The organism is Piscinibacter gummiphilus (assembly GCF_032681285.1).
Taxonomy (GTDB): domain Bacteria; phylum Pseudomonadota; class Gammaproteobacteria; order Burkholderiales; family Burkholderiaceae_C; genus Rhizobacter; species Rhizobacter gummiphilus_A.
Window position 1 is genome coordinate 2,642,796 of the sequence record NZ_CP136336.1, and the last position, 14,374, is coordinate 2,657,169.

The following is a 14,374-nucleotide window of genomic DNA, read 5'->3' on the forward strand; positions in this document are numbered from 1 at the left end:
GAACAGACCTATGAAAAACTCCGCCGACAGCGTGCTGGCTTTCGTGATGGCAGGGGGCGAGGGCACGCGGCTGCACGACCTGACGGCCCATCGCTGCAAGCCCGCGGTGCCCTTCAACGGCAAGCACCGCATCGTCGATTTCGTGTTGAGCAACCTGGTCAACAGCGAGATCTACTCGATCTACTTGCTGGTGCAGTACAAGTCGCAGGCGCTGATCGAGCACGTGCGGCAAAGCTGGCAACTGGCGCGCTTTCTTCCCGATCACTTCATCACCGTCGTGCCGCCGCAGATGCGCAACGGCCCGGAGTGGTTCCAGGGCACGGCCGATTCGGTCTACCAGAACCTCCACCTGATGGAGACCTTCAAGCCCGACATCGTGGCCGTCTTCGGCGCCGACCACATCTACCGCATGGACGTGCGGCAGATGATCGCCCACCACAAGGCCAACAACGCCGACGTGACGGTGGCCACGCTGCCGGTGCCGCGCGAGCAGAGCCCGAGCTTCGGCATCGTCGAGACCGACGACAACCTGCGCATCACCGACTTCCAGGAGAAGCCGCAGACCTGCCGCCCCATGCCGGGCAGCAAGACCCACGCACTCGCCTCGATGGGCAACTACATCTTCAACGCCGACGTGCTGATGAAGGAACTGCAGACCGCGCACGACAAGGGCGAGAGCGACTTCGGCAAGCACATCCTCCCGCGCCTGATGAAGACGCACAAGCTGATGGCCTACGACTTCGCGACCAATGTCGTGCCGGGGGTGGCCGACTACGAAGAGCAGGCCTACTGGCGCGACGTGGGCACGATCGACGCCTACTTCTCGGCGCACTTCGACACCCTGGGCGCCACGCCGCGCTTCAAGATGACCAACCCGGAGTGGCCCATCTATGCCAGCGCCGACCAGTCGGAGTCGGCCAAGATCGAATGCGGCGTCATCCGCCGCTCGGTGCTCGGCTCGGGCTGCGTCGTCAACGACGCGCACCTCGACCACGTGATGCTGCGCCGGGCCGTCAGCGTGCAACCCGATGCCGTGCTCGACCACTGCATCGTGATGGACCGCAACGTGATCGGCCGCGGCGCCAAGCTGCGCAACGCCATCGTCGACCTCGACAACTTCATCCCGCCCGGCGAGAGCATCGGCTACGACCTCGAGCGCGACCGCCAACGCTTCCACGTGAGCGAGAACGGCGTCGTCGTCGTGCCGCGCGGCCACTTCCCCGCAGCGCATGCATGAGCGCGCGTGCTGCACTGAAGGTTCTCTTCGTCACTCCTGAATGCGCTCCGTGGGTCAAGACCGGCGGCCTCGGTGACGTGAGCGCGGCGCTGCCCGCCGCACTGGCCGAACTCGGCCACGACGTGCGGGTGTTGATGCCGGCCTACCGCTCGCTCGCGCAACTGGCGAAGGAAGGCACGCAGCGCCTCACGCTCCCCGCCGAAGGCGTGTGGCCTGCGGCTGACCTCGTGCGGGTGAATGCGGAAGGCTTCAGCCTATGGCTGCTCGACTGCCCGGCGCTCTTCGGCCTGCCCGGGGGCCCCTATGGCGACGAGCAGGGCGTGGACCACGCGAGCAACGCCGAACGTTTCGGCCTGCTGAGCCATGTGGCCGCGCGCATTGCCTCGGGGGCGTCACCCTGGGCCGACTGGCAGGCCGACGCGCTGCACGCCAACGACTGGCCCACGGGCCTCGCCGCCGCCTACCTGAGCCGCATGCCCGCACCGCGCGCCCGCAGCCTCTTCACCATCCACAACCTCGCGTTCCAGGGCAACTTCCCGCTCGACCGGCGCGCTGCGCTCGACCTGCCCGACGAGTGGATGCAGGTCGAAGGCGAGGGCCTCCTGCACTGGGACCGCATCTCGATGATGAAGGCGGCGCTGCGCCACGCCGACGTCATCACCACCGTGAGCCCGACCTACGCCCGTGAGATCCAGCAGGAGGCCCTCGGCTTCGGCATGGACGGCATGCTGCGAGCACGCAGCGCCAGCCTGCACGGCATCCTCAACGGCATCGACACCCGTGCGTGGAACCCGGTGAGCGACACGCTGATCCCGGCGCGCTACGGCGCGGGCTGCCTCGACGACAAGGCGGCCAACAAGCGCGCGCTGCAGGCCGAACTCGGGCTGTCGGTGAAGTCGCGCACGCCGCTCTTTGGCGTGGTGAGCCGCCTGACCGACCAGAAGGGCATCGACCTCATCCTCGACAACCTGATGTGGCTCCTCAAGCAGGGCACGCAGCTCGTCGTGCTCGGCAGCGGCGAGCCGCGCTACGAGCAGCGCCTGAACGAGGTGGCGGCCGAGTTCCCGGCGAGCGTGGCGGTGCGCACCGGCTTCGACGAGCGGCTGGCCCACACTATCGAGGCGGGCGCCGATGTGTTTCTGATGCCCTCGCGCTTCGAACCCTGCGGGCTCAACCAGATGTACAGCCAGGCCTACGGCACCTTGCCGGTCGTGCGCGCCACGGGAGGTCTTGCCGACTCGGTGCGAGACGCGTCGGAGCCCGACGGCACCGGCTTCGTCTTCCAGGAAGACAGCGCCCAGGCCCTGCGCGAGACCCTGGTGCGCGTGCTGCGCCTGTACCAGCAGCCCGCCCTCTGGCGCGGCGTGCAGCAGCGCGCGATGGCACAGCCTTTCGGCTGGCTGCAGAGTGCGCAACGTTACGCGGCGCTGTATCGCCAGCGCACGCCCGTGGGTTGAGTGCCGACCATTGGGCGCTGGAGGTCCGGGGAACTACGAGGAGTCGGCCCGTGGTGGCACCGTAGCAAACGATCCGGGGACTCAGAAAGATGGGCCCTTTTCAACGGGTCATTCTGATGAGCCTTCGCGTCAACCTTTTCGCTCATTCGCGCCGAGTGGTTCTCACGGCGTTCATTGCGTTTGCGGCCGCCGGTCTTCCAGCCTGTGGCGGCGGCGACGGAGGCACTGGTGGCGAGGGAAGCGTGACCGACTCGCCCATCGGATCAATCACGCCTTCGGGCGAATTCGGCACACTGACGATTTCGGGTACGGGAACGTCTATCTTCGGCACCACGGTGGCGACACGTTCGCGCGCCACCGCGTCGTCGCCTGACATTTCGCTCACCACGTGGCAAGACACGCCAATGACGTCACCGGCCATTTACCCGGCACGCATCGTGGCTCTGGGGCAAAGCGACGGATCGGTCACTGTCAACGTGGTCTACATCGCCAGCCCGCAGTCCATCCCGGGGTTTTGGGTTGCCTTTGACCCTCCGGCTGGTTCCGTGTTGGTCTCGTCGACCGGCGTGACGTTCGTCAACCTCGTGGTGCTGGATGAAGGTACGTCAGAGACGTCGCTCACGCTGAACGGCACGCTGCGCTTCTAACCCAGCGTTGCCGCCGCAACGACGGAGCCGGTTGACCCCGCTGCCTCGGCCTGCTGGCTGGCCTGGTGCCTGGCCAGTCGCAGGCAGCTGTCGCAATTGCCGCAATCTTCGCGTGGTGCGTCGCCTTCCAGGTGCTCCAGCAGCGCACGCCAGCGGCAATGGCCGCTCTGCGCGTAGGCGACCATCTGTTCGAGCTTGACGCGATCGGCCTCGCGCCGGCCCTGGTACTCGTCGGCCAGGCGGTGCAAGGTCTTGGTGTCCAGTGTGTCCTTCAGCAGGCGAAGGTGGCCCGTGGCATCGGCGCCGACGATGCGCAGGCGGCGCAGCAGGCTCACCGCCACCTGCAGCTTGGTGCGCGGGATGCCAAGGCGTTCCACCAACTGCGAGAGCGACTGGCCCGGCTCGCGCAGCAATGCCGCGTAGAGCGCGTCGAGCTCATCCAGCCCGGGGTAGCGGCCGGCCATGAAGAACTGCTGCACGGCCTTGTCGCGCTGGAGGAAGAGCAGGGTGCAGGTGGCGGGTGAGCCATCGCGCCCGGCGCGGCCCGACTCCTGGTAGTAGGCGTCGAGCCCCGAGGGCATCTGCCAGTGCAGCACGAAGCGGGTGTCGGGCTTGTCGATGCCGAGGCCGAAGGCGTTGGTGGCGACCATCACCCGCGTTTTGCCTTCCATGAAGGCGTCCTGCGCAGCGCGGCGCTCGTCGGCCTTGCGCTTGCCGTGGTAGAGCGCCACCGATTCGCGCGCGAGCAGCAGCGCCTCATAGACCGCCTCGGCCGCCTTGACGGTGGCGCAGTAGACGATGCCCGTGCCTTCCAGGCTGGCCAGCAGCGCCTGCAGTCGCTCGAGCTTGTGCGTGTCGTCGGTGACGAGTTCGACGGTGTAGTGCAGGTTGGGCCGGTAGGCCCCGGTGTTCACGACGCCCGCCGTGGGAATGCCCAGCTGCTGGCGGATGTCTTGCGTCACCTGCTCGGTCGCCGTCGCCGTGAGCGCGAGCAGCGTGGGTTGGCCGAGCGCCTTGGCCGCGTCGGCGATCTCGAGAAAGGCAGGGCGGAAGTCGTGACCCCACTGTGAGATGCAGTGGGCTTCGTCGACCACCAGCAGCCCGATCGGGTGCTGCTGGAGCTGCTCGCGGAAGCCGGGCTGCGCCAGTTGCTCGGGTGTGGTGAAGACGATGCGCGCCGAGCCGTCCGCCACGGCGGCCAGGGCCTCGCGGCTCTCGGCGCCGTCGAGTGCGCTGTTGATCTGCACCGCCGCCACGCCTTGCTCCACGAGCTTGTCGCACTGGTCCTTCATCAGCGCGATCAGCGGCGACACGACCACCGTGCGCCCTTCGATCAGCAGCGCCGGCAGTTGGTAGCACAGCGACTTGCCAGCGCCGGTGGGCATCACGGCCAGCGTGTGCTGGCCGGCGAGCACACGCTCGATGACGGCCTGCTGGCCCTCGCGCAGGCGGGCGATGCCGAAGACCGATTTCAGCGTGCGCGCGAGCCGGCGCGCCGGCGCAGGCTGCTGTGTGCGGCGCGCCACGTCAGTGGCGCAGGTCGTCGGATGCGTCTTCGTCGCCGGCTTCGCCCAGCTCGGGCTCGTCGGCCACCAGCTCGTCGACCTCCAGCCGGTCGGCATCGTCCAGCGCGTCGGCGGTGCGGATCACCCGGTCGGGCAGGATGTCGTCGCCGTCACGCGGCTCGGAGCCGGCTGCCGCGGCGCGCTCGCCGGTGCCGCGGGCATCGGTGTCGCTGTCGAGTTCGGCCGGCACGGCGCCGGTACCGCCGTCGTCGGCGTCGGTGGCGAGGGTGCGTTCGCCCTGCACGTCGCTGCCAGAGTCGGAGCTGTCGCTCGGGCCCAGCAGGTCGGCGCCGGTGCCGCGGGGTCGTTGTGGGGCGGCGCTGCCGCCCAGGATGCTGCTCGTTGCCATGTCGATGTCCTCGATGCGCTGGGTTCAGCGATGAGGCGACTTTCCCGCGCCACGCGGCCGGGGGCCATCGGAGCACAGGGCAAGTGCGTGTCGGGGATGTCCCACGTGGGCCGGGCTTGCGCGAACCCGTGTGAACGGTGCGCGAAGCTTCGGAACGTCACTTGCCAGCCGACAAGCATTGCCACTGAAGGAGTCGCTCATGGATCTCAGCATCGATGAAATCTACGCCCGCCTCACGCGCGGCGTGGGCCGCGAGCTGGTCAACGATGACAACGTATTCGCCCTCATCGAGCGCGCCGAGCGCGACCGCCACGCCATCCTCGCGACCGAGCTGCGCGAGTGGCAGGCGCCGTGCAGCTCGGTGCAGCAGGTGCCCAGCACCATCGCCCCCACGCGGGGCTTCAACCGGGAGAACGTGAAGCATTGAGCCAGCGCAAGGTGGGCTCGCCCGTGCGCTGCAAGCATGGCGCATGGGCAAACGAATCCTCATCCTGCAGGGCCACCCCGACGCGCACGCGCGCCACTTCTGCCACGCGCTGGCCGAGGCCTATGCCGACGCCGCACGCAGCGCGGGCCACACCGTCGAGACCTGCGAGATCGCCCAGATCGATTTCCCCCTCTTGCGCAGCAAGGCCGAGTGGGACGACGGGCCGACACCCGAAAGCCTGAAGCCGGTGCAGGAGGCCATCCTGCGGGCCGAACACCTGGTGCTCTTCTTCCCGCTGTGGTTGGGCGGCATGCCGGCTTTGCTGAAAGGTTTTCTGGAGCAAGTGGCGCGCCCGGGATTCGCGCTGTCGAAGATGGACGGGCAGGGCTTCCCGAAGAAGCTGCTCGCCGGCCGCTCGGCGCGGCTCGTGGTCACGATGGGCATGCCCGCGTTGGCCTACCGCTTCGTCTTCCGCGCGCACAGCCTCAAGGCACTGGAAAGAAACATCCTCGGTTTCGTGGGCATTGCGCCCATCCACGAGACGCTGATCGGCATGATCGAAGGTGACGCGAAGCATCGCGAACGCTGGCTGGTGAAGCTCGGGCGGCTGGGCGCCCGGGGAGACTGAAGGCCTCTGTTCATCCGGAACGTTGCCGACCGGCCGTGATCCCAGGCTGTCCGACGTACAGGAGACCGACATGGACTACAAGCTGCATCTGCTCGACTCGTTTGCCGCACGCGGCGCCGACGGCCAGACGTACAAGGTCTGCGCATACGAGCACCTCGTGCAAGACCGCTCCTTGCCCACCGATGGGCAGGAGCGCTGGGAGCCGAACGGCCAGGTCGAGTACCGGCTGGCCGGAGGAGAAAGCGTCGAGGAACTGCCCGACGGCAGCCTGCGCCTGCGCCACTCGCAGCTGACGCTCACGCCGGTCGGCCTGCGGCACTGACGAATGGACGGCCGCACGCGGTGGCGGCTATTCGTCCGAGTTCTGCTCCAGGGTCAGGCGCATGGTCGTGCCTTGTGCCCCGTTGCGCTCCAGTGTGGCCGTACCGCCGTGAAGTTGCATCACGCGCCGCACGATGTACAGGCCAAGCCCCTGACGGCGGCCCCCGAGGTGGTGCCGCTTGCGCCCCCCGCGATCGAATAGCCGCGGCAACATCTCTGCGTCGATGCCGGGGCCGCTGTCGATCACGTCGAAGATGACCGCGAGCGGGTCGTCCGAATCGGTGATCCGAACGACGACCTCCGAGTTGGGCGGGCTGAACTTGAGTGCATTGGAGAGCAGGTTGCGCAAGGCCAGGCGCAAGAGGTTGGGTTCGCCGGTGGCAGTGCGCGTGCCGCTCAAGCGCTCGATCCGCACACGCGGGGCCTCGCTGGTGGCCATGTCCGCGATGGCCATCGCGACCAGCGCATCGATGTCGAAGTCGACACGACGGATTTGCTTGTCGCCCACCAGTTGCGCTGCGACGGCCAGGGTGTTGTCGATGCTTGCGAGTACCTCGCTGAGCACGCCGTTGGCACGTGACAGCGGAGCGCGAATTTCTGGAGACACGCTGTTCTGGAGCACTCCGTTCGCCTGCTGGAGTGCGGCCGACGCGTTGTTGAGCGGCTGTCGTACTTCGTGCGCCAGCACGTCCAGCATCTCGCCGCGCTGCGCGAGCTGGTCGAGCGCGTCCTGCCGTGCCTCCTCGACCTCGGTAAAGGACTTCGACACCTCGTGGCGAGCGGAGGCCAGAGCCTCCTCGATCTCCCGAACCTCCTTGATGCCGGCGACGGGAGCTCGCCCCGGCGCGCCGCTCACGTGCCAGTCGACCACGCGGCGCAGCTGACGACCGATCGAGCGCGCGGTGTAGATCGCTGCGGCGATGCCCAGCAAGGCGCACAGAGCCCCACCGAGCAGAATGGTCGCCACTGAGTTGCGGACCTGCGCTTCGAGCGCGGCGGCCGGATGGCCGATGACAACGTACCAGCCCGAGCCAGGAACGGGCGCACCATTGGCCACGGTGGCAATGCCATCCTTGGTGATGGCCCGAAACGGCCCCTTGCCTTCGCGCAGGCTTTGCAAGAGACCGGGCGTGGAAGGTTGCCCCACGTACCGTTCGGCGTCGCGCGAGCGCGCGATGATGATGCCTCTCTGGTCGATGATCGCCGCAACGCCGTCGGCAAGCCACTCGACCTCATTGAAGCGGTTGCCGATGGCGTTGAGGCGGATGATGGCGCGCAACGCGAAGACGCCGGCCGGGCCCATGTCGATGCGCCGCGCCACACCAACGACCGGCTGCTGACTGACGGCACCCACGACGAGCGGCGACACGACGCGATCGGCCCGTCCTTCAAACAGCGGTACCAGCATCTCATTGACGTTGGAAGGGGGGAGCTCGGCGCCGAATGGCCGCCATGTGTTGAAGACCTGCCGCCCCGATCGGTCGCTCAGGCTGATCGACGCCAGGCGCGGGTCCGACTTGGTCAGCCGCAGCGCAAGCTCGTAGGTCGCCTTCATGTCACCCTGGCGTGCGTTGTCCGTCAGCGCCAGGGTGTCCAGTGCGATGAGCACGCCATCGAGCTCGTGGCCGATGGCGGCCGCGGTCGTGGCAGCGCGTCGTTCCATCATGGCGAGTTCCCGCTCCTGGCGCTGCGCGATCTCGCGGTACACCATGAAGGCCGAGAACGCCATCATGGGGATCAGCGCGAGAAGGCAAACCCCTGCCACCCAGGTCGTCAGACTCGTGCCGGATCGGGCCGCGCCTAAACCTGAGCCTGAGCCGCGCTCGGTGCGCACCTCTCCTGGCATCGCTCAGATGGCCTTCAGCGAGGCCTTGAAGACATAGCCCACGCCGGACTTCGTCTGCAAGGGGACCGTGACCGGCGTGGCCCGCTCGATGCGGCGGCGCAGCCTGAACACGGTTCCACTGACGCCGTCGGCGCTTGGGTCCTCGGGGCGTCCCAGACGCTGGCGAATGGAATCGCGCGGCACCACCTCACCGCTGGCTTCGAGAAAGCACTCCATCACGACCACGTCGGCCGCACTCAGCTCGACACGTGCGCCATCCGGCGCGATCAGCTGGCCCGCCCGGCGATCGAGCCGCCAGGCGTTCTGCGACTGGTCCGATGCCGAGGCACGCCGATGCACTGCCTTGACCGCCACCACCACCTGTTCGAACTGCACCGGCTTGGAGAGGTACATGTCGGCGCCGGCGTTGACGGCCTGCTCGAAGACGTCCGACGCGACGCGGCCCGACACCACCAGCACGCTTGCGTTGGTGCGCCTGCGCAGGATGTCGATCAGCGCGATGCCGTCGACGCCTGGCAGCATCAGGTCGACCACATAGAAGCCAAACCCGAAGGCATCGCGATGGGCGAGCAACTCGTTGCTGTCGCCGAAGACATCGACCTTCACGCCCAGGGCCTGCAGGTGGCCCGTGAGGGCCTGCGCGTAGTCGTGGTCGTCGTCGATGAGGGCGAGGGTCTTGGGCAGCACGGCGTCAGGGCGGCGGAATGAAGGCGGGACGGAAGGACTCCGCCCGATTCGAGCATGGCAATCGTCAGGTCAATGTCAACAAATGACCTGCCAATTCGTGCTTTATTCGTCACCCGCGAATATTTTCGCTAAAGCCCGGGAATCTTCGTGCCGATGACGCGGGAGTCTCGATTGCGACCTTGTGATGCCCCCCATGACAACTCCCGTGACGCACACGGCGCCTGCACAAGAGCAGAGCATCGCCCCCGGCTTCTTCAAGTTCCACGGGCCTTGGGCCCCAGGCGTGAGGCTCTTCCGCCGGCTCAGCTTCCAGGCGAAGGCGGCGTTGGTGTCCATCGGGTTCCTGTTGCCCCTGCTGATGCTGCTCGGGGCCTATCTAAAGAACGTACAGGACTCCATCGACTTCACCACGCGCGAACGGGCCGGACTGACGTTGCTGGCCAAGATCGAACCGTGGCTGATCGAGGTCCAGAAGCAGCGGCGGCTGGTTTTGTCGGGGATGAGCCCGAAGGTCGACGTTGCCGCGATCGACGCGACGCTGCGGTCGGTGCAGGTGGCGATCGCCGGTCGGCCCGAAGGTGTCGACGTGACCGGCGCGCTGGCGGACGTATTGAAAGTCCATGCGTCGGTGGCCGATGCAGTCGCCGCAGGTGCTGACGCGCGCAGAGGCGGCGTGCCGATTCAGGCCTATGTGGATGCAGTGCGCGCGATGCGCCAGACGGTGCTAGACCGCTCGGGCCTCGCCCTCGACCCGGAGCAGGCCACCTATTACCTGATGCTCGTGTCGACCACGGTCGTATCAGATGTCATCGAATCGGTGTCGCGCAGCCGCGGCCTGGCCGGTGCCGCCGAGCCGGACGGCAGCAACGCACAACAGCTCCGCGAACTCTACGGGGTATGGCACAGCGGAGAGCAGCAATTGCACTCGACCCGTGACGCCCTCGACCGCGCGCAGCAGGCCGAGGCTTCGCTTGCGTCTCGTGTGCCGCACACACAGGCGCTCGGCGCTGCCAGGACCTTCTTCGACCAGAGCCGCGCCGCGTGGTTCGGGCCTGGCTTCCGGCCCGACGTACAGGCACTGAATGGCCCTGGCCAGGTGGCGGTGGACGAACTGCGCGCCTTGTCCGCCAAGGGGCTCGCGGTGCTCGACGACCTGCTCGACCATCGGATCGCAGAGGCACAGCGCTTGCGCAATCTCACGCTGATGGGAACCTTCGTCTCGCTCGCGGCGGTGGGGTATCTCTTCTACTGCTTCTACCTCGTGATGAACGGGGGACTTCGCGAAGTCGAGCGCCACCTCCTGGCCATGACGCAGGGCGACCTCACGACCACGCCGCAGCCCTGGGGTCGCGACGAGGCGGCTGCACTGATGTTGACCCTGTCGGATATGCAGACTGCCCTGCGTGCCATCGTCTCGGAGGTTCGCACGACGGCCAACGGGCTCGTCTTCGCCAGCAACGAGATTTCGAGCGCCTCGATGGACCTGAGCCACCGCAGCGAACAGGCCGCCGCGAATCTGGAGGAATCGGCCTCGGCGATGGAACAGATCTCGGTCACCGTGTCGAACACCGCGCAGTCCACTGAGTCCGCGAGCCAGCTCGCAGCCGACAACGCCAAGGTGGCGTCTGTGGGCGGGCAGACCATTTCGGAGGTCATTGACACCATGTCTGGCGTTCAGGCGGCATCGGGCCGGATCGCCGACATCATCGGCGTGATCGATGGCATTGCTTTTCAGACGAACATCCTGGCGCTCAACGCGGCGGTAGAAGCTGCGCGTGCTGGCGAGCAGGGTCGGGGCTTCGCGGTGGTGGCCAGCGAGGTGCGCGCCCTGGCGCAGCGCTCGGCCAATGCGGCCAAGGAGATCAAGACCCTGATCACCGAAAGCGTGGAGCGGGTGGACAGCGGCAGCCGCATCGTCGCGCAGGCCGGCCAACAGATGGGCCAGCTCGTGGCGACCGCCGACCGCATGAAGTCGCTCATGGTCGATGTGCTGTCGGGCACCACCGAGCAGAGCTCAGGCGTGCGCCTGGTGAGCGACGCGCTGCAGACCCTCGACCAGCAGACGCAGCAGAATGCCGCGCTCGTCGAGCAGACCGCTTCGGCAGCGAGTAGCCTGCACTCGCAGGCCAATGCACTCGCGACGAGCGTGGCGCGCTTTCGCCTCTGAGCGGGGTCGACATCCACCAGGAGCAGCGGCATGCTCAAGAGAATCGCGACCGAGCAGCTGAAGGTCGGCATGTACGTCCACGAGTTCTGCGGCTCGTGGATGGACCACCCTTTCTGGCGCGCGAAGTTCGCTCTCTCGGACGAGGCCGACCTGCGGCGTATCCACTCGAGCAGCATCCGGGAAGTCTGGATCAACACCGCGAAAGGCCTCGATGTGGAGGGTGGGGTGAGCGCAGCCCATGCCAGGGCGGAGGTGGAGCGTGAACTCGAGTTCGCCGCCTCGCAACCGATGGTGTGGTTGCAGAACCCTTCGTCCCTCGTCGAGGAGATCCACCGCGCAAAGGCCATCTGCAGGAAGTCGAAGGCGGCGGTGACGTCGCTTTTTTCCGAAGCTCGGCTGGGCAAGGCGCTCGATGTCGACGAGTGCCTGCCCCTGGTGGAGGAGATCTCGGACTCGGTGCTGCGCAACCCCGCGGCGCTCATCAGCGTGGCGCGGCTGAAAAGCCGGGACGAATACACCTACATGCACTCGGTGGCGGTGTGTGCGCTGATGGTGGCGCTCGGGCGCAATCTCGGGCTCGACGCCGAGCTGTTGCGCGAGGCGGGGCTTGCCGGAATGCTGCATGACGTCGGCAAGACGCAGGTTCCGCTGTCGGTGCTCAACAAGCCGGGCAAGCTCACCGATGAGGAGTTCGGCTTGATGAAGAGCCACCCGGAGCGCGGCCACGAGCTTCTGGGGCACACGAAGATCCTCCCCGCGACGGTGCTCGACGTCTGCCTGCACCACCACGAACGGGTCGACGGCGGCGGGTATCCGCACCGGCTCAAGGGCGACCAGATTTCACTGCTCGCCAAGATGGGCGCCGTGTGCGACGTCTATGACGCCGTGACCTCCAACCGGCCGTACAAGGCCGGCTGGGACCCAGGCGAGTCGCTGCGTCAGATGGCGCAATGGAAGGGGCATTTCGATCCGGTGGTCTTCCAGGCGTTCGTGAAGACCGTCGGGATCTACCCGACGGGCTCGCTGGTGCGCCTGAAGTCGGGCCGTCTGGCCGTGGTGATCGAGCAGAACCCACAGGCACTGCTCACGCCCAAGGTCAAGGTGTTCTTCAGCACGAAGTCCAACCAGCGCATCCCGCCGGAAGAGATCAACCTTGGCGGCCCGTGGGTGCAGGACAAGATCGTGGCGTGCGAGTCGCCATCCGATTGGCCGTTCACCGACCTCGAATTGCTCTGGGGCGGAGATTCGCAGCGCCGCTGAGGCCAGGCCGCCCGATCATGTGCAGCGTCGTCGCCCTTGCGCGCGGCGACCATGACGGCGAAGCGCATCACGGCCAACGTCCACCCCAGCGCGACGGCGCAGAGGCCGATGGCGCCGACGACCTGCGCGAAGGCCGGGTCTCGTGCTTGCACCGAGAGCAGGAAGACGAGCCAGCCCACCAACTGGGGCATCAGGCAGGGCAGGAGCGTGCGTGCGTCGACGGCCGGTCGCTGCAACCACTTCGGGCCGGCGGTGAAGCGCAGTCCGATGAAGAAGATGGGCCGCAGAGGCTAGGGCCGCGCGGGGGTTGGCGCCTTGATCGAAGGCAAGAGGGTGCGTCTTCTCATGGACGCGTGCGCTCGGTTGCGAACTTCGACTTCCACGCAATGGCCGATGCGGCCACCGTCAGCACAAAGGCCACGATCGCCAGCGCATTGAGCGCCGAGCCCATGCGCACCAGCGATGGCTCGGCGTGCGACAGCAGCAGCCTCGCCACCAGCGAGCCGTGCAGCAAGGCGAGCGGCAGGTAGAAGGCCCACGAGAAGGCGATCTTCACGCGCGTGAGCGCCGGCAGGATCACCGGCGCGTGGCCGAGGATCATGCTGAAGACGAAGCCGAGCGCGAGCCCGTGCAGCGCCGCATCGCGCCAGGGCAGGCCGAGCGAGCTGCCGATCCACGCGAGGCCCGCGACGGCCAACCAGCCGTAGCCGAGCAGCAGGCACACCGCCATGTAGCGGCTGAGGCCGTGCGCGAAGAGCGTCTTGCGGGCGATGTCGAAGCGGAAGAGCCAGCCCGAGAGTGCGAGCAGGGCGGCGCCGTAGAAGAGCCCGCCGGGGACGACGCTGCGCTCGAACAACGACAGGCCGCACCCGACCAGCAGCACCACCAGCCCCGCGAGCAGCGTGGGCTGCGCGCCGGGCCGGCGGCGCATGAGCCGCGTCATCTCGAGCCGCTCGGCCGCGATGGTGAGCACGAGGAACGCCAGCCACCACGAGATCGCGCCCTGCGCCATGCCGCCCAGCGCATGGGTGAGGGCGCCGATCCACCAGGCCACGGCGGCGACGAGCAGGAGCACGGTGTGATCGGCACGCTGTCGGCGGACCACCACCACGTTGACCCACACGAAGGCGCTGGCCGCGAGCACCGCAAGCCATGCGGCGAGGTCTGCGAGGCCGCTCACCAGCAGCACACCGGAGAGGCCGGAGGCCGCCGGCGCGGTGAAGGCCGCGGGATGCTTGAGCGCCACCGCCCGCTCCAGCCCGATCACGGTGCCGAGAAAGGCCGACACCATCAGGAAGGCATGGCCGAGCACGGCGCGGGGCAACCAGCTCGTGCCCGACAGCGCCTCCCACGACACGCCGGCGCGCACCAGGCCGCCGGCGATGCCGGTCACGAGCGCAGTGGCCACCAAGGCCAGGAATGCAAAACGCAGCGCCAGGCGCTGCGTCACCATCCCATGAAGGCCTTGGCCCTGGCGCTCATGCGCTCGGGTGTCCACGGTGGTTCCCACACCAGCTCCAGGTCGATGGCCGTGCCGCTGGGGGCGACACGGCTGAGTTCTTCTTCCGCTTCGTCGAGGATGAGGTCGGTGACCGGACAGGCCGCCGAGGTCATCGTCATCACGACGTGCCAGCGGCCGGGTTCGACGTGGACCGAGTACACCAGGCCCACGTCGACGATGGTCATCGCCACCTCCGGATCGACCACGCGCCTGAGCGCGTTGTCGACCGGGGCCAACCACTCGGGCGGGCCGTCGTAGGTGAACGAAGGTTGCACGCTCATC

Annotated in this window: 13 protein-coding genes and 1 pseudogene; 8 read left to right on the forward strand and 6 right to left on the reverse strand. The window is 67.6% G+C overall.

All coding sequences use genetic code 11. The annotated features are described in order from the left end of the window. Positions 1 to 10: 10 nt before the first annotated feature. The 3 genes and pseudogenes from RXV79_RS12395 to RXV79_RS12405 all read left to right on the forward strand — a co-directional run. A pseudogene (locus tag RXV79_RS12395) lies at positions 11 to 1,219 on the forward strand (glucose-1-phosphate adenylyltransferase); the annotation flags it as partial. A 14-nt stretch (positions 1,220 to 1,233) separates the two neighbouring features. Beyond that, a complete protein-coding gene (gene glgA, locus RXV79_RS12400; protein ID WP_413816684.1) occupies positions 1,234 to 2,694 on the forward strand; it encodes a glycogen synthase GlgA in 1,461 nt (486 codons plus the stop codon). 116 nt (positions 2,695 to 2,810) lie between these two features. Beyond that, positions 2,811 to 3,341 carry a hypothetical protein gene (locus RXV79_RS12405; RefSeq protein ID WP_316703727.1) on the forward strand — a complete coding sequence of 177 codons (531 nt, stop codon included), beginning with the start codon at positions 2,811 to 2,813 and terminating at the stop codon, positions 3,339 to 3,341. On the opposite strand, the gene RXV79_RS12410 is transcribed toward RXV79_RS12405, so the two are convergent. Both RXV79_RS12410 and RXV79_RS12415 read right to left on the reverse strand, forming a co-directional pair. Further along, on the reverse strand, positions 3,338 to 4,867 hold the full coding sequence (locus tag RXV79_RS12410; protein WP_316703728.1) for a RecQ family ATP-dependent DNA helicase: 1,530 nt from the start codon (positions 4,865 to 4,867) through the stop codon (positions 3,338 to 3,340). The genes RXV79_RS12405 and RXV79_RS12410 overlap by 4 nt on opposite strands. A gap of 1 nt (position 4,868) precedes the next feature. Beyond that, positions 4,869 to 5,255 (reverse strand): hypothetical protein, encoded by a 387-nt coding sequence (locus RXV79_RS12415; RefSeq protein WP_316703730.1) that lies wholly within the window; start codon positions 5,253 to 5,255, stop codon positions 4,869 to 4,871. A 199-nt stretch (positions 5,256 to 5,454) separates the two neighbouring features. Between RXV79_RS12415 and RXV79_RS12420 the strand changes: the two genes are divergently transcribed. From RXV79_RS12420 to RXV79_RS12430, 3 genes are all read left to right on the forward strand, one after another. Next, a complete protein-coding gene (locus RXV79_RS12420; RefSeq protein WP_316703731.1) occupies positions 5,455 to 5,682 on the forward strand; it encodes a hypothetical protein in 228 nt (75 codons plus the stop codon). A 43-nt stretch (positions 5,683 to 5,725) separates the two neighbouring features. Next, on the forward strand, positions 5,726 to 6,310 hold the full coding sequence (locus RXV79_RS12425; RefSeq protein ID WP_316703732.1) for an NAD(P)H-dependent oxidoreductase: 585 nt from the start codon (positions 5,726 to 5,728) through the stop codon (positions 6,308 to 6,310). Between the two features lie 70 nt (positions 6,311 to 6,380). Beyond that, the gene (locus tag RXV79_RS12430) at positions 6,381 to 6,632 is read left to right on the forward strand and encodes a hypothetical protein (RefSeq protein ID WP_316703733.1); all 252 of its coding nucleotides are present in this window, start codon (positions 6,381 to 6,383) and stop codon (positions 6,630 to 6,632) included. Between the two features lie 27 nt (positions 6,633 to 6,659). Here RXV79_RS12430 and RXV79_RS12435 read toward each other — a convergent pair whose 3' ends face one another. Beyond that, a complete protein-coding gene (locus RXV79_RS12435; protein ID WP_316703734.1) occupies positions 6,660 to 8,363 on the reverse strand; it encodes a sensor histidine kinase in 1,704 nt (567 codons plus the stop codon). A 117-nt stretch (positions 8,364 to 8,480) separates the two neighbouring features. Further along, entirely contained in the window at positions 8,481 to 9,164 is a 684-nt protein-coding gene (locus RXV79_RS12440; protein WP_316703735.1) for a response regulator transcription factor, read from the reverse strand. Between the two features lie 205 nt (positions 9,165 to 9,369). On the opposite strand from RXV79_RS12440, the gene RXV79_RS12445 reads away from it, so the two are divergent. Next, positions 9,370 to 11,331 (forward strand): methyl-accepting chemotaxis protein, encoded by a 1,962-nt coding sequence (locus tag RXV79_RS12445; RefSeq protein ID WP_316703736.1) that lies wholly within the window; start codon positions 9,370 to 9,372, stop codon positions 11,329 to 11,331. Between the two features lie 30 nt (positions 11,332 to 11,361). Beyond that, positions 11,362 to 12,591 carry an HD-GYP domain-containing protein gene (locus RXV79_RS12450; RefSeq protein ID WP_316703737.1) on the forward strand — a complete coding sequence of 410 codons (1,230 nt, stop codon included), beginning with the start codon at positions 11,362 to 11,364 and terminating at the stop codon, positions 12,589 to 12,591. A gap of 343 nt (positions 12,592 to 12,934) precedes the next feature. Here RXV79_RS12450 and RXV79_RS12455 read toward each other — a convergent pair whose 3' ends face one another. Together RXV79_RS12455 and RXV79_RS12460 are read right to left on the reverse strand one after the other, a co-directional pair. After that, on the reverse strand, positions 12,935 to 14,044 hold the full coding sequence (locus RXV79_RS12455) for a DUF8744 domain-containing protein (protein ID WP_316703738.1): 1,110 nt from the start codon (positions 14,042 to 14,044) through the stop codon (positions 12,935 to 12,937). Further along, positions 14,038 to 14,373 carry a metal-sulfur cluster assembly factor gene (locus tag RXV79_RS12460; RefSeq protein WP_316703740.1) on the reverse strand — a complete coding sequence of 112 codons (336 nt, stop codon included), beginning with the start codon at positions 14,371 to 14,373 and terminating at the stop codon, positions 14,038 to 14,040. Before RXV79_RS12460 ends, RXV79_RS12455 begins: the two co-directional genes overlap by 7 nt. Position 14,374 lies beyond the last annotated feature (1 nt).